This window comes from Sphingomonas sp. ASV193 (assembly GCF_040203355.1).
Lineage (GTDB): Bacteria > Pseudomonadota > Alphaproteobacteria > Sphingomonadales > Sphingomonadaceae > Sphingomicrobium.
Genome location: NZ_JBEHBW010000008.1, coordinates 14150 through 33545 on the forward strand (window position 1 = coordinate 14150; position 19396 = coordinate 33545).

The window sequence follows — 19396 nt, forward strand, 5'->3', positions numbered from 1 at the left end:
GGCGCGGGACGGGACGCTGGAGAAATGGACGAAGATGATTTCTTCACCAGCCGCCCGCAGGACCCGCTGACCCTGCTGGTGCGCCAGGATTTGGGGCCGATGTCGCAGGACGAGCTGGCCCATCGGATCGCCACGCTTCGCGACGAGATCGCCCGGGTCGAGGCCCATCGTGATGCCGCCGACGCCCACCGCAACGCCGCCGATGCGCTGTTCAAGCGTTAGCCTGCGACGAGATCGCCGCCCGACGGCCTTGATCGGCCGGTCCGGCCCCACGACATTGGCATTCTAAGGAGACCCGAATGCCCAGTTTTGCCCGCGACCTCGAGCAGACCCTCCACAATGCGCTGGGGGAAGCGTCGAAGCGGCGGCACGAATATGCCACGCTCGAGCACCTGCTGATGGCGCTGATCGACGACAATCACGCGGCGCAGGTGATGACCGCCTGCGGCGTCAACCGCGACGAGCTGAAGTCGACGGTCAAACATTATCTCGACAACGAGCTGTCGGCGCTGGTCGCCGATTCGGCCACCGACCCGACCCCGACCAGCGGTTTCCAGCGCGTCGTCCAGCGCGCGATCCTGCACGTCCAGTCGTCGGGCCGCGACGAGGTGACCGGCGCCAACGTGCTGGTCGCGCTGTTCTCCGAGCGCGAGAGCTATGCCGTCTATTTCCTCCAGCAGCAGGACATGAGCCGGCTCGACGCGGTGACCTACATCAGCCACGGCGTCGGCAAGGGCGAAGTGGCGAGCGAGCCGATCCCGCCGCAGGGCGCAGAGGAGAAGCCTGAGGTGAAGAGCGCCGACAAGAAGGAAAGCGCGCTCCAGCAGTTCACCGTCGACCTCAACGAAAAGGCAAAGGCCGGCAAGGTCGATCCGCTGATCGGGCGCGGCAGCGAAGTCGACCGCACGGTGCAGATCCTGTGCCGCCGATCGAAGAACAACCCGCTCTATGTCGGCGATCCCGGCGTCGGCAAGACCGCGATCGCCGAGGGGCTGGCGCGAAAGATCATCGAGGGCGACGTCCCTGACGTGCTCAAGGAGGCGGTGATCTACGCGCTCGACATGGGCGCGCTGCTGGCCGGTACGCGCTATCGCGGCGATTTCGAGGAGCGGCTTAAGTCGGTCGTTACCGAGCTCGAGAAGATGCCGCACGCGGTGCTATTCATCGACGAGATTCACACGGTGATCGGCGCCGGAGCGACCAGCGGAGGGGCGATGGACGCCTCGAACCTCCTGAAGCCCGCGCTGTCGTCGGGGGCGATCCGCTGTATCGGGTCGACCACCTACAAGGAATTCCGCAACCACTTCGAAAAGGACCGCGCGCTGCTTCGCCGGTTCCAGAAGATCGACGTCAACGAGCCGACGATCGAGGACACGATCAAGATCATCGCCGGGCTACGCTCGTCGTTCGAGGCGCACCACGGGGTGCGCTACACCCCCGACGCGATCAAGTCGGCGGTCGAACTGTCGAGCCGCTACATCCACGACCGCAAGCTGCCCGACAAGGCGATCGACGTGATCGACGAAGTCGGGGCGATGCAAATGCTGGTCCCGCCGAGCCGTCGCAAGAAGACCATCACCACGAAGGAGATCGAGGCGGTGGTGGCGACGATGGCGCGGATCCCGCCGAAGTCGGTCTCGACCGACGACAAGCGCGTGCTCGAAACGCTCGAGCAGGACCTGAAGCGCGTGGTGTTCGGGCAGGACCTGGCGATCGAAAAGCTGGCGTCGGCGATCAAGCTCAGCCGCGCGGGGCTTCGCGACCCCGACAAGCCGATCGGCAATTACCTGTTCTCGGGCCCGACCGGGGTCGGCAAGACCGAGGTCGCGCGCCAGCTGGCGGCAACGCTGGGCATCCCGCTGCAGCGCTTCGACATGTCCGAATATATGGAACGCCACTCGGTGAGCCGGCTGATCGGCGCGCCGCCGGGCTATGTCGGCTACGACCAGGGCGGGCTGCTCACCGACGCGGTCGACCAGCAGCCGCATTCGGTCCTGCTGCTCGACGAAATCGAAAAGGCGCACCCCGACCTGTTCAACATCCTGCTGCAGGTGATGGACAATGGGAAGCTCACCGACCACCACGGCAAGACGGTCGATTTCCGCAACACCATCCTCATCATGACGACCAATGCCGGCGCCGCCGACATGGCACGCGAGGGGATCGGGTTCGGGGCGCTGTCGCGCGACGACGTCCAGGAAGACGCCATCAAGAAGATGTTCACGCCCGAATTCCGCAACCGGCTCGATGCGGTGGTGCCGTTCGGCTACCTCCCCCCGGCGGTGGTCGCGCGGGTCGTCGACAAGTTCATCCTGCAGATGGAAATGCAGCTGGCCGACCGCGGTGTGCACATACAGCTCGACGACGAGGCGCGCGAGTGGATGACCGCCAAGGGCTATGACAAGATGAACGGCGCACGGCCGATGGCGCGACTGATCCAGGAAAAGATCAAGCAGCCGCTGGCCGAGGAACTGCTGTTCGGCAAGCTGGTCGACGGCGGCGAGGTCAAGGTGCACCTGAAAGACAACCAGCCGGTGTTCGAAATCACCCCCGCCCCGCCCAAGGTCGCGAAGGCCAAGCCGAAGGGCGCGGGCCGCTCGTCGAAAAAGCCGGCGGCGGCGAAGTCCGAGGACTAGCCTAGGCGGCGGCTTTCTGCTCCCTGTCGGATTGAAATCGACAGGGAGCAAAAGCGATGGCGGGCGAAGCGAGGGAACGCGACTGGACGCCGTGGATCCTGATCGGCGTGATCGTGGCGGTGTTCGCCGCGCTCGCCTGGATCGCGGCCAAGCACGACCGACCGCTCGCCACCCGTACCGGGCAGACCGGGTTTCCGCTGACCCGCGAGCAGGCGTCGGTGCACTTCGACACCGCCGACCTCACCTTCGAGATCAAACCCGGCGACAAGGCCATCGCGGGCCACGCGGTACTCGGCTTCACCGTCAACCAGCCGATCGACAAGCTCCAGTTCGACCTCGACCCCGAACTGCCAATCTCGGCCATCGCCGCCGACGGCACCCTGCTGTCGTCCGACAAGTATCGCAACGACGGCGGCTTGGTGACGGTCGACCTGCCCGCGCCGAGAAAAGCGGGCGACAGGCTCAGCCTGACAATCGACTATGCCGGCCATCCCCACGTCGCCAAGCGCGCGCCGTGGGATGGCGGCTTCGTCTGGTCGCACACCAAGGATGGCAGCCCGTGGGTGGCGACCGCGGTCGAGGGCGAGGGCTGCGACCTGTTCTGGCCCTGTTTCGACAACAGCCAGGTCGAGGTCGGGCGCGTGACCCAGCACATCATCGTCCCCAAGGGACTGTCGGCGCCGTCGAACGGGCGCCTGCTGGGGGTCGACTTCCTGCCCGACGGGCGGACCCGGTGGAACTGGACCGCGCGTTCGCCAAACAATTATGCGATCGCGATCGACGTCGCGCCCTACCGGCTGGCGCACGCGCTTCACAAGAGCCGCTTCGGCAACACAATCCCGCTGCAATATTGGTACCTGCCCGGCGAGGACGTGCAGGCCGCCGGGTTGCTCAAAGAGATGGGCGAGACGCTCGATTTCTTCGAGGCGACTGTCGGGCCCTATCCGTGGGGCGACGAGAAAATGGGCGTGGTCGAGACACCGCACCTCGGGATGGAGCACCAGACGATCAACGCCTACGGCAATAATTACAAGCTGGCACCCGAGGGCTTCGACTGGCTGATGAATCACGAATTCAGCCACGAATGGTTCGGCAATCAGCTGACCAACGGCGACTGGGACGACATGTGGCTGCACGAAGGGTTCGGGAGCTACATGCAGCCGCTGACCCTCGAATGGCTGCGCGGGCGGATGGAATATGACGCGGCGATGTTCAAGCAGCGCCAGACGATCGCCAACAGGTTCCCGATCGTCAGCGGGCGCCACCAGACCGAGGAGAGCGTCTACCAAGGCACGACCGGGCCCGGCGGCGACATCTACGTCAAGGGATCGTGGGTGCTCCACACGCTGCGCAACCTGATCGGCGACGAGCCTTTCTGGCGGTCGGTGCGGCGCGAGGTCTACGGCCGGCCCGATCCGCGGCCCGGCAATTTCCAGCCGCGCTTCGGATCGACCAGGGAGTTCGAGACGATCGCCAGCCAGGAGGCGGGGCGCAACCTGAAATGGTTCTTCGACGTCTACCTGCGCCGCGCGCACCTGCCCCGGCTGATGAGCCGCCGCGACGGCAATATGCTGACCCTGTGGTGGGTGACCCCGCGCGGGCTGCCCTTCCCGATGCCGGTCGACGTGAAGATCGACGGCAAGGTAACGACCGTGCCGATGAGCGAAGGGCATGGCAGCGTCGCGGTGCCGAGCCCGACCAGCCTCGTGACGCTCGACCCCGACAACAAGATCCTCCGCCAGCAGGACGAGATCGACCGCTATCGCGACGATCCGACCAAGGCGAAGGCGAGCCGCTGAACGGAAGGCACGCGCGATGAGCATCGATTTCTACACCAACCCGATGAGCCGGGGGCAGATCGTCCGCTGGATGCTCGAGGAAGTCGGCGCGCCCTACGTCGCGCACATCGTCAGCTACGATGTGTCGGAAGGCGGCGTGGCCTCGATGCAGGACGAGGCCTATGCCCGGATCAACCCGATGAAAAAGGTGCCGGCGATCGTCCACGACGGCGCGGTGGTCACTGAATGCGCGGCGATCTGCGCCTATCTCGCCGATGTCTTTCCCGAAACCGACCTTGGTCCGCGCGCCGAGGAGAAAGCCGACTATTATCGCTGGCTGTTCTTCGCCGCCGGGCCGGTCGAGGCGGCGATCAGCAACCATGCCAACGGCTGGGATCCCACGCCCGAACGGCAGCGAATGTTCGGCTATGGCAGCTACGAGCGAATGGTCGACACCCTCGCCGACCATTTTCGTAACCGAGACTTCGTCTGCGGGTCGCGATTCAACGCCGCCGACGTCTATGTCGGCAGCGCGGTGCTGTGGGGCGTGCAATTCCTCACGCTGCCCAAACGCGCCGAGTTCCTGGCCTATGCCGAAAGGCTGACCGCTCGTCCCGCCTACCAGCGCGCCAAGGCGATCGACACGGCGCTTATCGCCGAGATGCAGGCGAAGCAGTCCGGCTAGGCGAGCGTTCGGCCGAACAGGCCGAGCAACTGGCTCCACGCGCGCTCGGCAAGCGGCTCGTCGTAGGCGGGGCTGCCGGCGACAGTCCAGCCATGGTCGGCGGCAAAGACTTCGACCGAGGCCGGGCGCTTCGCCGCGGCGAAGGCGTCCTTGAGAACGGTCTTGGCCTCAGGCTGCTGCTTGTCGTCGTTCTGCGCGATGTCGACCAGGAAGGTTGCGCGAGTGCGCGGGATCAGCAGGTGCGGGCTGTCGCCGTCCTTCGTGACGAGGCCGCCGCCGTGGAAGGTCGCCACCGCCCTGAAGCGGCCCGGCGCCAGCGCGGCGGCACGAAAGGCATAGGGACCGCTGAAGCAGTGCCCGACGACCCCCGCGCCGCGATGGCGGTCGGTGCGCGGCTGGCGATCGAGATAGCCGAGGTAGGCGGCGGTATCGGCGTCGATCCGCGCGTCGGTAAGCGTGTCCTTGAGCTTCATCAGTCCCGCCATCGCCGCCTTGTCGCCGAAATCGAACGGCCCGGTGACGATCGGCGCGCGCTTGGTGCGATAGAAGGGATTGGGGACGAGGACCACATAGCCCCGCGCCGCAAGTCGCCGAGCCTTTTCGCGAAATACCGGCCGAAGGCCCAGGATGTCCGGCCACAGCAGTACGGCGGGATATTTTCCCTTGCCGGCGGGCGTGATCAGCGCGGCATCGGCGGACCCGTCGGCAGTCCTGACCCTCACGTCCTTTTCGCTCACGCTCGCGGCCAGCGCCTCGCCGGGCAAGCCCGCGAGCGCCGCCGCGGCCGACAGGCTGACGACCAGCCCGCGCCGCGTCATCGACGTATCGACGATAAATCCTTTTTCAAGTTCACACATGCCGCCTCTCCTGCTGACGGCATCAACCACGCAAAAGGCCGGCGGTTTCCCGCCGGCCTTCGCTTTTCCATCCCGTGGAAGCTTGGTTCGAGACCGCCTAGCGGCGATCCCCCATGAAACGCAGCAGGAACAGGAACATATTGATGAAGTCCATGTACAGGTTGAGCGCGCCCATCACGACCGCCTTGCCGGCGAAGTCGCTGCCGCGAACCTGGAAATAGACGCTTTTGATCTTCTGCGTGTCGTAGACGGTGAGACCCGCGAACAGGAGCACACCGACGCAGCTGATCAGCAGCTCCATCGTCGACGAATGCAGGAACATGTTGACCAGCATCGCGACCAGCAGCCCGACCACGCCCATGACGAAGAAGGTGCCCATGCCGCTGAGGTCGCGTTTGGTCGTGTAGCCGTAGAGGCTGAGACCCGCGAACCCGGCGGCGGTCGCGAAGAAGGCCTGCGCGATCGACGTCCCGGTGAAGGCCAGGAACAGGGTCGAGAACTGCACCCCGATCAGGCCCGCATAGGCCCAGAAGATCGCCTGTGCGGTCGAGGTCTTCATCCGGTTGATGCCCATGCCGAGCCACATCACCAGCCCGAGCGGAGCGAACAGCGCGACCCAGAACAGGATCGAGCGCTGGCCGGTCGCCGGATTGACGAGCAGGCTCATCAGCGACGAATTGGCAAACAGCATCGCGACGACGCCCGTCAGAAGCACCCCCGACGCCATGTAATTGTAGACCTTGAGCATATAGGAACGAAGGCCCGCATCGCGCGCCACCGTGGGCACGCCGACCGCGATCGCCGGATCGGCGCCGCGGAAGCTGGTGCGGGGATCGAACTGGTTAGCCATTCTCACTCCTCTTCTGGGGGGCCTCGACGACACATCCCCAAGTGGGCGCAATATCGGGGCATCCGAAGGGGGATTCAAGCGAAACCCGTCGCGTGACCGTCCCAAATTCGACTAATGGAAGCGCATGCATCGCCTGTTCGTCGCCTTGAGACCGCCGCTCGCCCTTCGCCAAGGCTGCCTCGACGCGATGGCACGAGGCCCCGCCGGCTGGGCGTGGCAGGACGACGATCAGTTCCACCTGACCCTGCGCTACATTGGAGAAGTCGAGCGGCCGCTGGCCGAGGATATCGCCGCGGCGCTCGAAGGCTTTCGAGGAACGGCGCCGACCGTCGCGCTCGAGGGGGTCGGCTGGTTCGATCACGGTTCGCGCGGGGCGCTGTTCGCGCGGGTCGGGCCGAGGCCGCCGCTGCAGGCGTTGCATGACCGGGTCGACCGCCTGCTGGTCCGCCTTGGGCTGGAGCCGGAACGCCGCGCCTACTTGCCGCACATCACCCTCGCCAGGGCGCGTCGCGGCGGCGAAGACCCGCAATATTGGATCGAGGCGCGCGCGGGCCTGTCGAGCGAGCCGGCGCGGATCGACCATCTGACGCTCTACGAGAGCCATCTCGGGCGCGAGGGCGCGCGCTATGAACCGGTCCTTCGCGTTCCGCTAAGCGCTTGAAATAGGCGGCGTCGCGCCCATCTCGCCTCACGCCGCGTTGACCCGCCGCACCCGCTCCGATACTTAAGAACAAAGCTGGAACGACAGGCCCTATGCTGACTCATATTTCCGTCCGCGGCGCGCGCGAACACAATCTCAAGGGGGTCGATGTCGACATCCCGCGCGAAAGCCTGACGGTGATCACGGGGCTGAGCGGATCGGGCAAGTCGAGCCTCGCCTTCGACACCATCTATGCCGAGGGTCAGCGGCGCTATGTCGAGAGCCTGAGCGCCTATGCGCGCCAGTTCCTCGAGATGATGCAGAAGCCCGATGTCGAGCATATCGACGGCCTGTCGCCGGCGATCTCGATCGAGCAGAAGACGACCAGCCGCAATCCGCGCTCGACCGTGGCGACGGTCACCGAAATTTACGATTATATGCGCCTGCTGTGGGCGCGGGTGGGCGTTCCCTACTCGCCGGCGACGGGCCTGCCGATCGAGGCGCAGCAGGTCAGCCAGATGGTCGACCGGACGATGGCGCTGCCGGAAGGTTCGCGCCATTATCTTCTCGCGCCGGTCGTGCGCGGACGCAAGGGCGAGTATCGCAAGGAGCTGGCGGAGTGGCAGAAGGCCGGCTTCACCCGCGTCCGCATCGACGGCGTCTTCCACGACATTGAAGAGGCGCCGGCGCTCGACAAGAAATATAAGCACGACATCGAGGTCGTGGTCGACCGAATCGTCGTCCGCGAGGGGATCGAGGCGCGGCTTGCGGATTCGTTCGAAACCGCGCTCAAGCTGGCCGAAGGGCTGGCCTATCTCGACCCCGCCGACCCGCAGCCCGAAGCCGAGCAGCAGTCGGGTATGAAGCTCGATTTCGGCGTTCCCGGCCGGATTGTTTTCTCGGAAAAGTTTGCCTGCCCGGTGAGCGGCTTCACCATCGCCGAGATCGAGCCGCGCCTGTTCAGCTTCAACGCGCCGCAGGGGGCCTGTCCCGCCTGCGACGGACTCGGCGAGAAGCTGGTGTTCGACGACGACCTCGTCGTGCCCAATCACGACATCTCGATCGCCAAGGGCGCGGTGGTGCCGTGGGCCAAGTCGAACCCGCCATCGCCTTATTATATGCAGGTCCTCGGTAGCCTCGCCCGTGCCTACGGCTTCTCACTGGACAGCAAGTGGAAGGACTTGCCGGCCGAAGCCCATGCCGTGATCCTGCACGGGACCAAGGGAAAGCCGGTAACCCTCCGCTTCGTCGACGGACGCAAGAGCTACGAGGTCAAGAAGCCGTTCGAAGGGGTGATCGGCAATCTCGAGCGGCGAATGCTCGCGACCGAGAGCGCATGGATGCGCGAGGAGCTGTCGAAATACCAGGCAAGCCACCCGTGCGAGGTCTGCCATGGCGCGCGTTTGAAGCCCGAGGCGCTGTCGGTGAAGATCGCCGGCGAAGACATCAGCCAGTCGGCGCGCCGCTCGGTCGCCGATGCGTTCGCCTGGTTCGGCGCGCTCGAGGAAAAGCTCGGTCCGCAGCAGCGCGAAATCGCCCACGCGATCCTAAAGGAGATCAACGAGCGGCTCGGCTTTCTCCACAACGTCGGCCTCGACTATCTCAATCTCGACCGGACGTCGGGGACATTGTCGGGCGGCGAAAGCCAGCGCATTCGGCTAGCCTCGCAAATCGGCTCGGGGCTCTCGGGGGTGCTTTACGTCCTCGACGAACCGTCGATCGGGCTTCACCAGAAGGATAACGACCGCCTGCTTGAGACGCTCAAACGCCTCCGCGGGCTGGGCAACACCGTGCTGGTCGTCGAACATGACGAGGACGCCATCCGAACCGCCGACCATGTCATCGACATGGGACCGGGCGCGGGCGTTCGCGGCGGCGAGGTGGTGTGCGCTGGGACATTGTCCGAACTGCTGAAATGCGAGGACAGCCTGACCGCCGATTATTTGAGCGGTCGCCGGTCGATTCCCGTGCCGGCGAAGCGTCGCAAGGGGAATGGCAAGAAGCTGACGGTCCACAATGCGCGCGAAAACAACCTGCGCAACGTGACCGCCTCGATCCCGCTCGGGACCTTCACCTGCATCACCGGCGTCAGCGGGTCGGGCAAGTCGAGCTTCACCATCGACACGCTCTTCGCCGCCGCCGCGCGGCAGCTGAACGGCGCGCGGATTCTCGCGGGCAAGCACGACAAGATCACCGGCCTCGAGCATCTCGACAAGGTGATCGACATCGATCAGTCGCCGATCGGTCGGACTCCTCGGTCGAACCCCGCCACCTACACTGGCGCATTCACCCAGATCCGCGACTGGTTCGCCGGCCTGCCCGAAAGCCAGGCGCGGGGTTACAAGCCCGGCCGCTTCTCGTTCAACGTCAAGGGCGGTCGCTGCGAGGCCTGCACCGGCGATGGGCTATTGAAGATCGAAATGCACTTCCTGCCCGATGTGTACGTTGTGTGCGATGTCTGCCACGGCCAACGCTACAACCGCGAAACGCTCGAGGTGAAATTCAAGGGCAAGAGCATCGCCGATGTGCTCGATATGACCGTTGAAGACGCCGTTGAATTCTTCAAAGCCGTCCCCGGCATCCGCGACAAGATGGCGATGCTTCAGGAAGTCGGGCTCGGTTACATCAAGGTCGGCCAGCAGGCAACGACCCTATCGGGCGGCGAGGCGCAGCGGGTGAAGCTCTCCAAGGAACTCTCCCGCCGCGCCACGGGCAATACCCTCTACATTCTCGACGAGCCGACAACGGGCCTCCACTTCGAGGATGTCCGAAAGCTCCTCGAAGTGCTCCATGCGCTTGTCGAGCAGGGCAATACGGTGGTCGTGATCGAGCATAATCTCGATGTCATCAAGACCGCCGACCGGATCATTGACCTCGGCCCCGACGGCGGGGTCAATGGCGGAGAAATCGTCGCCGAGGGAACGCCCGAGCAGGTCGCCGCCAACCCGCGGAGTTTCACGGGCCAATATCTCGGACCGCTTCTTGGCAGGAAGGTCGGACCTAAGGTTTCGAGCGACATGCTCGAATTGGCAGATGCGTCAGCGTAGCAAGCGCATGGCGACGAACCTGTTCTGCGCTTCCCTGACACCCGCCTCGGTCGGCACGAGCAGGTCAGTTGGCTTACTCTCGCTGATCGAGATTGCGGACGGGCGCACGCCGTGAGCGACCAAATAAGTTTTGACCGCACTGGAGCGGCGTCGCGAAATCAGCCGTCTGCTCGCATCCGACCCCGATCGATCGCTCTGTCCAACGAGTTCGATGCGTATTGAAGGGACCGCATCGGCCTCCGCGGCAATTCTGTCCAATACCGCCGATGCATCGCCACTGATGTTGCTTTTATTCCAATCGAAGAAAATCAGTGAACGCCCCTGCGGGTCCTTTGGGATTTCCGGATTGACTTGAGTGGACTGGGCCGTCGCGGCGGGAGCGACGAGAAAGGCTAAGACAGGTATCGATCGCTTCATCGGCTCTCGATAGTCCCCGCTAACCTCCCTGAAAAGCGTCAAGCGATAAGACCATGGCCGCGCATCGCCGCAAGGATGGCATCGACCGTCGCCCGCGCCTCGTTGTCGACGACTGATCCGCCGGCAGGGCCAGCAATCGATGCCGACCTTGCACCCACGACCTTGATCCCGGCGACCCGCAATTCGCTCGCTCGCTCGATGCCCGATTCCCACTGCCCGCCGAAATAGCGGACGGCGAGGCCCGACCCCTGCTCTGTCAGCTGCAATCCCTCGAACGGGGTGACGAACCGCCACCCTCCCGCGGTCGAGATGGCGAGCTTCCCATCCATCCCCGCCCATCCCCCAGTTGCGCTCGTCCCGACGCGATAGCAAAGTCCCGCGGTCGGCGATGACGGCGGCACGGCCCCGACTCCCGCCGCCAACGAGCCGTCGGTCAGGGCATCGAGCAAAATCAGCGCTTCGTTGTGCGTAATCTCCTTGTCGATCTGTCCGGCAATACTTGACTGTTCCCGATAGGTGGCGATTATGTAGTTTACAAACCTACGCGCGACCGCGACTGGCTCAAGAACCCCACACCCATAACAATCAACATGACGTTCAATGCGGGCCAACCGACCCTCGTCAGGCTAGCGACGGCGATACAGATCAATCCTAAGGCTAGACTGATCCAGCGAGGATAAGCGCTGAGGCCTTTCACTCCGGCGTCTCGACCGGCTTATGCTTCACAAGCTTCTTCAGCCGATCCTTGAACCGTTCGGGATCGTCGTCCGTCTCTAGATCGCGGGCGGCTTCCTTGAACTTGTCGAGTTGACTCTGGTCACGTTCAGCATTGTTCATAGCGAATGTACCTCTGCTTCATCGACGAGTCTGGGTCGCCACCGAAACCTACGCAAATTGAGCGACGACCGCCGTACTTCGTCATAGCTGGAGTCATCATACACGAAGCGCAATGGCACGGCATATCAGAAGAGTTAAACGCCCTGAAAAACCGGCCTGAATTTAGGGTGCGGGGCGAGATCAAGTGGCGCTACTTCGGCCCCCAGAACACCGATCACTGCAATTCAGTGGCCCACCTAGACCAAGCAGCACGAGATGCTTTCAGGGCTGCCTTCTACGCGATCATTACGAAAAGGAAGGCGGTGAAAATCATTGCGTGCGTCGCCAGCGTGGCGGCTGCATATGAGCAGCCGTATGTCCGGACACAGGAAGACCTCTACCAGATGACTTACAAGCCGGTTTCGGAGCGCTTTCAATATTTCCTCCAGGACATGGAGCGAACGGTAGGGAGCAGCCAACTCGGCATTATGATCGCCGATCACAGAGGCAAGAGCCAAGACGAGGGGTTGAGGCACCGTCACCATCGCTTCGTTGAGGGCGACGCGCCCGTGTTCAGTACCTACAAAAATTATATTGAAACCATTTTCTTGACGCCGTCCCACAATAGCGTGGGCATCCAGCTCGCGGACATGGTGGCCGGGGCGATCGGCCGAAAATTCAATTCAGACGAACGCCAATTTTACGATGCAATTGAGCCGGCTTTCAGACGAAACGGCACTCGCATTGATGGCTACGGCTTGGTAAAATTTCCGACCAAAGGCTGGCGGTAAGGGAGCCACCGGGCGGCTCCGCTAGGGAGCCATGACACGGTATCGACATGTCCCCGGTGTGCCCGCCCGGTAGCATAAAATCAGCCCGCAGTCAAGCCTTCCGTCTAACTAGCTGGGTTATAAGTTAAGCGCTTGCCAGTGATGCCGCACAGTGCGTTGCGGGCACGCTGGCGGTCATCGAAGCCATTAGCGGTGCGCGTGTTGTAGCGGAACTCGAACTCGGCGAGGTAGCGGTGAAGGTGCTGCTCGCCGCAGTGCTGATAGACGCCCTTCATGCCGCGCTTGAAGATGGAGAACGCGCCTTCGACCGTGTTCGTGTGAATGGTGCGGTCCTCATAGTCGACATACTGGCGCGCACCGTGGAGCGTGGTGCCATGCTCCGCGAACTCTTGGCCAAGCTTCGAATACATGCGGGCCTCGTCCGTCATCAGGCGGGCCTCACGGCTGATGTTGGCGCGCACGATCGGGTGCACCTCGTCGGCGCGGAACTTGTCGAAGGTGAACGAACGCATGGTGCCAGTCGTGCGGTCGACCAGCGCGAGGACGCCCAGCTTGTGAGCGTGACCGCCGCGAGCCTTCTTCGCGCCGACCTTCTGGCCGAAATAGGTCTCGTCGACCTCGACCGCGCCGCCGCCCGAACCAAACGGGGCGAGGTCGCCCGAACGCATGGCTTCGCGGATACGGTGAGCGAGGAACCACGCGCTCTTGTATTGGACCTCTAGGACGCGGCTAAGCTGATGGGCGCTGATGCCCTTCTTGCTCGACACGATCAGATGGACGGCCTGGAGCATCTTGTGGAGCGGCATGCGGGCATGCTCGAACACCGTGCCGACCTTGACGGTGAACTGATTGCGGCACTCGCCACATTTCTTGAGGCCGTGGCGAACCAAGCCCTCGGGGCTCTTCTTGCTCGGCTTGCTGCGGACACCCGCCAGATCATAGACGCGGCCACCGACCACGCCACAGTGCGGGCAAGCAATTCCATCGGCCCAGACAATGCTCTCAAGGAAGGCGAAAGCCTTGGCCTCGTCGTGGAAGTGGGGAGATGAAAGAACCGACATGGTGAATTGCTCCGTTGATGGGAGCCTTATGCCATGATCGGATGGGTTTGTAAACTACATAATCGCGCGATAGGTGCCAGATCAGCGTGACAATGTCAAGCTAAATATCGCCCATCTGGTTAAATAAACCACGCGGCCCTTAAGTTTTCGCCCGCGTCAGCAACCGCGTCGGCACGTCGATCGTCGCGATCAGCCCGTGGTTGCTCCACCGCCGCTCGATCGTCCCGTCGAGCTGCCGCTCGACCGCCATCCGCAGCAGCGTGTCGCCGAACCCCGGCTTGGCCGAGGCCGCCGCGCCGACCCCCGGCCCGTCCACCTCGCACCAAGTCAGCCGGCTCGTCTCGCCGCCGATCTCCAGCGACAGCTTCACCCGCCCCTCGGGCACCGACAGCGCGCCATATTTGGCGGCATTGGTCGCCAGCTCGTGGAACAGCAGCGCGAGCGGGGTCACCGCCTCGGTGAAGATCGTCGCGTCATCGCCCTCGACCCGCACCCGCGGCCCGTCCTCGGCGTCATAGGGCGCGAACAGCTCGGCCATCAGCGCCTTCAGCCGGATCGTCCCGTCGCGCCCGGCGCGGTCGGGACGCACATGGTCGTGCGCGCGTGCCAGCGCCTGCATCCGCTGCGACACCACCTCGACCGCCGGGCGAAGCGCGGGGTCGGCGCGAGTCTCGAGCCGCAGCAGCCCCTCGATCAGCGAAAAGATGTTCTTGATCCGGTGGCTCAGCTCGCGCGCCAGCAGGTCGCGGCTCTCGGCGGTCATCTTCTGCTCGTGGATGTCGGTATTGGTCCCGTACCACCGCTCGATCTCGCCGCCGTCGTCCTTGACCGGCAGGCCCCGCGCCAGTGTCCAGCGCCACTGGCCGTCATGCCGCTTCAGCCGATATTCGACCTCGTAGGGCTCGCCGCTCGCGACCGCGCGCCGCCACGCCTGCCCTGCCACCTCGATGTCGTCGGGATGGAGCGCCTGGAACCAGCCGTCACCGTGATGCTGCTCGGCCGGCACCCCGGTGAATTCCTCCCAGCGCCGGTTGAAATAATCGGTCATCCCGTCGGGCGTGGTCGACCAGGCCATCTGCGGCATCGCCTCGACCAGCGCGCTCAACCGCCGCTCGCTCTCCTCATAGGCGCGCGACGCGCGCCGTTCCTTCATCCGCCGGATCGCCGCCTGCGCCAGGATCTGCAGCCCGTCCCGCTGGAAGTCGGTCAGCCCCTCGGGGCGCGGCTCGGACGAGATCACGCACAGCGCGCCGAACGGCATCCCGTCGTCCCCGACCAGCGGCGCGCCCGCGTAGAAACCGATGTTGGGATCGCCCAGCACCAGCGGATTGTCGGCGAAGCGCGGGTCGGCGGCGGCGTCGCGCACCTCCATCACCCCGTCGTGGACCATCGCATATTGGCAGAAGCTCTGCGACCGCGGAGTCTCGCGCGCCTCCAGCCCTTGCCGCGCCAGGAATCGCTGGCGGCTCGCCTCGACCAGCGTCACCAGCGCGATCGGCGTCCCCGCCAGCTGCGCGGCATAGTCGGCGATCGCCTTGAGCTCGAAATCGTCCTCCAGCGTGTCGGGCAACAGGCTAGCGACGCGCGCAAGCCGCTCGTCCTCGCTGATCGTGGCATCCGGTATCGGCAAGATGATTTTTACCCCGTAACGACAACCGCTTATTCCCGTTGTCGTGTGAATCCTACCTTTCCAACACGAAATCCGCAGTTTTCCTGCCTAATGTCGGCTTTCCGACGCTCAGCGACCAAGCCGCGCCGCGATTCCGTCGGCCACCCGCGCCGCCTGCACCCTGATGTCGGGCACCGCGCCGATCTCCCACCATCGCCCGCGCGTCGGCGGGCCGACCGCCCACGCATCGTCGCGCCCCGCCAGCCGGTCGTCGGCCTCGACCGCCAGCCCGAGCCCGAGCGGATCGCGCCGCGCGATCCCCGCCGCCAGCAGCGCGCGCGACAGCGGATCGTCGGCGACTCGCGGACCGGTGGCGTTGATCACCACGTCGGCCCGCCGCTCGACGTTCCGCCCGTCGCGCCGCGCGATCTTCGCCACCCCGCCCGCGATCGCGACCAGCCGCCCGGCCATGACCTCGAACTGCCGCTCGCCGGTCGCCGCCTTCACCTCGGCCGCGACCGCGGGCGCGAGCCGATGGCGATGCACGTCCCACCACGGCCGCGCATGACGCAGGAAGCGACGCTGCTCGGCCTCGCTCCACGATTGCCAGATCGCCTGGGTGTGCGGGCGAAGCCCCTCGACCACCGCGCGCCAGTTTCCGCTCGCCGCCGCCCGCGCGCGCACCCAGCGCATCGTGGCCAGCAACCCGCGCGGCACTTCGCCCGCGGCGATCGGCACCGGCGGAAAGGGCGCGCCATGCGCTCGCGGCAGCAATCCGCGCCGCGAGACCGCGGCGATCGGCCCGCGATGCCCCATCCGCCTGAGGCTCAGCACCACGTCGACCATCGTCAGCCCGCTCCCGACCACCAGCACCGCCGCGTCGCTGTCGGCCGCCTCGGCGATGCCAGCGCGGCCGTCCGCGTTCCACGGGTCCTCGATCGCCCCGTCGATCCCAAGCGGCGCGGGCGCCCCGTTGCCGCTCGCCAGCAGCAGCATCCGGCCGCGAAGCGCGCGTCCGTCCGCCAGCGTCACCGCCCAGTCCTCGCCCGGCTCGGCGCCGACCGCGACTCCCTCGACCAGTCCGACCCGCCCGCTCGCGATCGCCTCGCCAAGGATCGCCGCCAGATAGTCGCCATAGTCGATCCGCCGCGCGAACCCGTCCGGCTCTTCATGCGAGAAGGCGGCGAAGTCTCCCGGCGCCTCGGGCCACGCGCTCATTCGTCCCGCGCGCACGTTGAGCAGATGCGCCGGATCGTCGGTGCCATAGGCCACCCCGCGCCCCGCCCGGCCCGCCTCGACGATGACCGATTCGACCCCCCGCGCCGCCAGCCGCGCCGCGACCATCGTCCCCGAAAACCCGCCGCCGATGACGATCACGTCGACCAGAAGTGCTACCCACAAAAACGCGTGGCACAGCCGCGGCGTCCCGCCGCGACAAGCCACCCTTCAGCCTTGGCTCAAAGGACCACTTTGAGCCAGACCCTCTTAGTATCCCATCAACGCGAGCACTTCCTTGCGGCTCCGTTCGTCGTCGCGGAAACAGCCCATCATCCGGCTGGTGGTCATCATCACGCCAGGTGTATTGACCCCGCGCGCGGTCATGCAGGCGTGGCTCGCCTCGATCACCACCGCCAGCCCGCGCGGGTCGAGGTGCGTGGCGATGCAGTCGGCGACCTCGGCGGTCAACCGCTCCTGCACCTGCAGCCGCCGGGCGAAGCCGTGGAGCACCCGCGCCAGCTTCGAAATCCCGACCACCTTGTCGCGCGGCAGGTAGGCGATCGCCGCCTTGCCGATGATCGGGGCCATGTGATGCTCGCAATGCGACTGGAACGGGATGTCCTTGAGCAGCACGATCTCGTCATAGCCGCCAACCTCCTCGAAGGTGCGCGACAGGTGGATCCCCGGGTCCTCGGCATAGCCCCTGGCATATTCCTTCCACGCCCGCGCCACCCGCCGCGGCGTATCGACCAGCCCCTCGCGGGCCGGGTCGTCGCCCGCCCAGCGGATCAGCGTGCGCACCGCCTCGGCGACCTCGTCGGGCACCGCGATCTTCGCCGGCGGCTGGACCGTGTCGCCGTCATCGGGGCTGGCACTCATCGCTTGGTCCTTCGGAAGGTTGGTGGCCACGGGAGGACTCGAACCTCCGACCTGCGGTTTAGGAAACCGTCGCTCTATCCTGCTGAGCTACGCAGCCGTCGCCGACGCATCTAGGGGCGCGCGACCGTTTGATCAATTCGCCGCGGGCGGGGCAATGCCGTGGATGTCGTAGTCCGCCGGCCGCCGCCGCAGCGCGGCGACCCCGCGATTGGCGATCCGCTCGGTCACCGCGTAGAGCGCGAGGCACCCCGCCAGCGCAAGCCCCGCGGGCACCAGCCAGGCGAGCGGGTTGCGGATCTCGCCCGCGACCACCCCGGCCCGCCCCAGCAGCCAGGCGATGAGGACCAGCAGCGCATAGTGGTAGAGGTAGATCGAGTAGCTGAAGAAGCCGAGATTCGACCCTTTCCGCTCGGCGACCCGGCGCGGCAGGTTGGCGATCGCCAGCACCGCGGCGGCGACGACCGCCAGCTCGGACAGGATGTTGACCTCGCCCAGCCAGCGCTTGGTCAGCCACGCCGTCGCCATCGCCGCGATCGCCACCAGCGCCAGCGCGCGGCCCGACAGTCGGGGGATCCGGTCGAGCCAGTGATAGGCGAGCGCCCCGCACATCAGGAAGAACAGCTCGCCGGTCAGGAAATTGACGATCACCGACGGCCACGGGTTGATCAGCGGCCCCGCCACCAGCGGCGAGACGGCGAAGGCGACCGCCGCGACGATCCACACGGCGACCACCCGTCGCCGGCTCGTCAGCAGCAGCGGGCACAGCGAATAGAATAGCACCTCGTAGGGAAGCGACCAGAATTGCGGCGCGACCGGATTGTGCACGGGCACCACGTAGAACAGCATCGGCACGATCAGCGGGCGAAGATCGGCAACCCCGGTCAGCAGCCCGACGCCGAGCGCGAGCAGGCAGGCGACGATATAGGGCGGCCAGATGCGGATCGCCCGCCGGGCGTAGAATCGCCCGACGCTCGTCGACCGCGACACGCTGTGCGCCATCGCGAACCCGCTCAGCACGAAGAACAGGACGACCGATTCGACCCCGAACGAGGTCAGCTGGAGCGCGGCGACCCCGACCGTGTCGAGCGGACCGTGCGGCCCCGAAAGAATCCGCCCGCCGCCGGCGAAAAACGCCCCGCGCGCATGGTTGAACAGCACGAACAGCGCCGCAACCCCGCGCAGGAAGTCGAGCTCGGTCTGGCGAACCGATCGTTCGCGCGCGACTGGATTTTCGGGCATTGCCCCCCGTTAGGGGGCGGTTGCGGGACCGGCAACCGCCATTGGTCGAACCGGGTCGAATTCCCGGCGATGCTTGAGCGCGGGCAGCCGCGAGCGCACCTCGGCGATCCGCTCGAGGTCGAGGTCGACGAACCCGACCGTCCCGTGCGCGTCGCCAAGGTCGAGCAGCAGCTCGCCCCACGGCCCCGCGACCAGCGAATGGCCATAGGTCGCGCGCCCGTCCTCGTGACGCCCGCCCTGCGCCGCGGCGACCACGAACAGTTCGGCCTCGACCGCCCGCGCGCGAAGCAGCAGGTGCCAGTGCGCCTCGCCGGTCGAAACGGTGAAGGCGGCGGGCACTGCGATCACCTCGGCCCCCGCCTCGGCCAGCGCGGCGAACAGCGCGGGGAAGCGAAGGTCGTAGCAGATGGTCAGCCCCAGCCGCCCGACCGGCGTTTCCTCGACCACCACCGCGCGGCTGCCCGGCGCATAGCTCGCGCTCTCGCGCCAGCTCTCGCCGGTCGGAAGGTCGACGTCGAACAGGTGGATCTTGTCGTAGGTCGCTCGGATCTCGCCCGCGTCGTCGATCACGAATGCCCGGTTCGCCAGCCGCCCGTCGTCGGCGCGCACGGCGAGCGAGCCTACGTGCACCCACAGGCCCGCCGCCTTCGCCGCCGCGCGCACCCGCGCCAGCACCGGGTCTTCGCCCTGCCCGTGGTAATGCGGCGCGGCGCGCTCGCGGTCCTTGTCGATCAGCCCCGACATCTCGGGGGTGAACAGCATCGCCGCCCCGCCCGCCTTGGCCTCCCCGATCGCGCGTTCAATCGCGGCGGCGTTGGCGGCGGGGTCGATCCCGCTGGTCATCTGGAACAGCGCGATCCGCACACGCCCCCC

Annotated in this window: 18 protein-coding genes and 1 tRNA gene; 7 read left to right on the top strand and 12 right to left on the bottom strand. The window is 65.9% G+C overall.

Translation table 11 applies throughout. The features are described 5' to 3' along the window. Nucleotides 1–24: 24 nt before the first annotated feature. The 4 genes from ABDK56_RS12550 (at nt 25) to ABDK56_RS12565 (ending at nt 5099) form a co-directional block, all read left to right on the top strand. Nucleotides 25–222: a DUF1192 domain-containing protein gene (locus ABDK56_RS12550; protein ID WP_349808627.1), complete on the top strand. Its 198-nt coding sequence runs from the start codon at nt 25–27 to the stop codon at nt 220–222. A 77-nt stretch (nt 223–299) separates the two neighbouring features. After that, nucleotides 300–2636 (top strand): ATP-dependent Clp protease ATP-binding subunit ClpA, encoded by a 2337-nt coding sequence (clpA, locus tag ABDK56_RS12555; RefSeq protein ID WP_349808628.1) that lies wholly within the window; start codon nt 300–302, stop codon nt 2634–2636. Between the two features lie 56 nt (nt 2637–2692). Further along, nucleotides 2693–4435 (top strand): M1 family metallopeptidase, encoded by a 1743-nt coding sequence (locus tag ABDK56_RS12560; RefSeq protein ID WP_349808629.1) that lies wholly within the window; start codon nt 2693–2695, stop codon nt 4433–4435. A 16-nt stretch (nt 4436–4451) separates the two neighbouring features. Next, nucleotides 4452–5099 carry a glutathione S-transferase family protein gene (locus ABDK56_RS12565; RefSeq protein ID WP_349808630.1) on the top strand — a complete coding sequence of 216 codons (648 nt, stop codon included), beginning with the start codon at nt 4452–4454 and terminating at the stop codon, nt 5097–5099. On the opposite strand, the gene ABDK56_RS12570 is transcribed toward ABDK56_RS12565, so the two are convergent. Both ABDK56_RS12570 and ABDK56_RS12575 read right to left on the bottom strand, forming a co-directional pair. After that, nucleotides 5096–5956 carry a dienelactone hydrolase family protein gene (locus ABDK56_RS12570; protein ID WP_349808631.1) on the bottom strand — a complete coding sequence of 287 codons (861 nt, stop codon included), beginning with the start codon at nt 5954–5956 and terminating at the stop codon, nt 5096–5098. The genes ABDK56_RS12565 and ABDK56_RS12570 overlap by 4 nt on opposite strands. A gap of 97 nt (nt 5957–6053) precedes the next feature. Next, nucleotides 6054–6806: a Bax inhibitor-1/YccA family protein gene (locus ABDK56_RS12575; protein ID WP_349808632.1), complete on the bottom strand. Its 753-nt coding sequence runs from the start codon at nt 6804–6806 to the stop codon at nt 6054–6056. Between the two features lie 124 nt (nt 6807–6930). On the opposite strand from ABDK56_RS12575, the gene thpR reads away from it, so the two are divergent. Then, nucleotides 6931–7467, top strand: a complete 537-nt coding sequence (gene thpR, locus ABDK56_RS12580; protein WP_349808633.1) for an RNA 2',3'-cyclic phosphodiesterase — start codon at nt 6931–6933, stop codon at nt 7465–7467. Between the two features lie 92 nt (nt 7468–7559). Continuing rightward, nucleotides 7560–10493, top strand: a complete 2934-nt coding sequence (gene uvrA, locus ABDK56_RS12585; protein WP_349808634.1) for an excinuclease ABC subunit UvrA — start codon at nt 7560–7562, stop codon at nt 10491–10493. Here the strand turns inward: uvrA and ABDK56_RS12590 are convergent. The 3 genes from ABDK56_RS12590 to ABDK56_RS12600 all read right to left on the bottom strand — a co-directional run bounded on the left by ABDK56_RS12590 (nt 10485) and on the right by ABDK56_RS12600 (nt 11747). Next, a complete protein-coding gene (locus ABDK56_RS12590) occupies nt 10485–10910 on the bottom strand; it encodes an OmpA family protein (protein ID WP_349808635.1) in 426 nt (141 codons plus the stop codon). The genes uvrA and ABDK56_RS12590 overlap by 9 nt on opposite strands. 38 nt (nt 10911–10948) lie before the next feature. Continuing rightward, on the bottom strand, nt 10949–11521 hold the full coding sequence (locus tag ABDK56_RS12595; RefSeq protein ID WP_349808636.1) for a DUF2793 domain-containing protein: 573 nt from the start codon (nt 11519–11521) through the stop codon (nt 10949–10951). Between the two features lie 82 nt (nt 11522–11603). Next, complete coding sequence (locus ABDK56_RS12600) at nt 11604–11747, bottom strand: hypothetical protein (RefSeq protein WP_349808637.1); 144 nt, start codon at nt 11745–11747, stop codon at nt 11604–11606. Between the two features lie 5 nt (nt 11748–11752). Between ABDK56_RS12600 and ABDK56_RS12605 the strand changes: the two genes are divergently transcribed. Next, entirely contained in the window at nt 11753–12517 is a 765-nt protein-coding gene (locus ABDK56_RS12605; protein WP_349808638.1) for a DUF3800 domain-containing protein, read from the top strand. 104 nt (nt 12518–12621) lie between these two features. Here ABDK56_RS12605 and ABDK56_RS12610 read toward each other — a convergent pair whose 3' ends face one another. The 7 genes from ABDK56_RS12610 to ABDK56_RS12640 all read right to left on the bottom strand — a co-directional run bounded on the left by ABDK56_RS12610 (nt 12622) and on the right by ABDK56_RS12640 (nt 19387). Then, nucleotides 12622–13578, bottom strand: coding sequence for an IS1595 family transposase (locus tag ABDK56_RS12610; protein WP_349808639.1), 957 nt, complete (start codon nt 13576–13578; stop codon nt 12622–12624). A 139-nt stretch (nt 13579–13717) separates the two neighbouring features. Further along, complete coding sequence (locus ABDK56_RS12615; protein WP_349808640.1) at nt 13718–15208, bottom strand: PAS domain-containing protein; 1491 nt, start codon at nt 15206–15208, stop codon at nt 13718–13720. 108 nt (nt 15209–15316) lie between these two features. Beyond that, nucleotides 15317–16588 carry an FAD/NAD(P)-binding protein gene (locus ABDK56_RS12620; protein WP_349808641.1) on the bottom strand — a complete coding sequence of 424 codons (1272 nt, stop codon included), beginning with the start codon at nt 16586–16588 and terminating at the stop codon, nt 15317–15319. A gap of 84 nt (nt 16589–16672) precedes the next feature. Continuing rightward, nucleotides 16673–17284 (bottom strand): GTP cyclohydrolase I FolE, encoded by a 612-nt coding sequence (folE, locus tag ABDK56_RS12625; protein WP_349808642.1) that lies wholly within the window; start codon nt 17282–17284, stop codon nt 16673–16675. 20 nt (nt 17285–17304) lie between these two features. Continuing rightward, a tRNA-Arg gene (locus ABDK56_RS12630) sits at nt 17305–17381 on the bottom strand. 35 nt (nt 17382–17416) lie between these two features. Further along, nucleotides 17417–18523, bottom strand: a complete 1107-nt coding sequence (locus ABDK56_RS12635) for an acyltransferase family protein (protein WP_349808643.1) — start codon at nt 18521–18523, stop codon at nt 17417–17419. 9 nt (nt 18524–18532) lie between these two features. Next, the gene (locus ABDK56_RS12640; RefSeq protein ID WP_349808716.1) at nt 18533–19387 is read right to left on the bottom strand and encodes a carbon-nitrogen hydrolase family protein; all 855 of its coding nucleotides are present in this window, start codon (nt 19385–19387) and stop codon (nt 18533–18535) included. Nucleotides 19388–19396 lie beyond the last annotated feature (9 nt).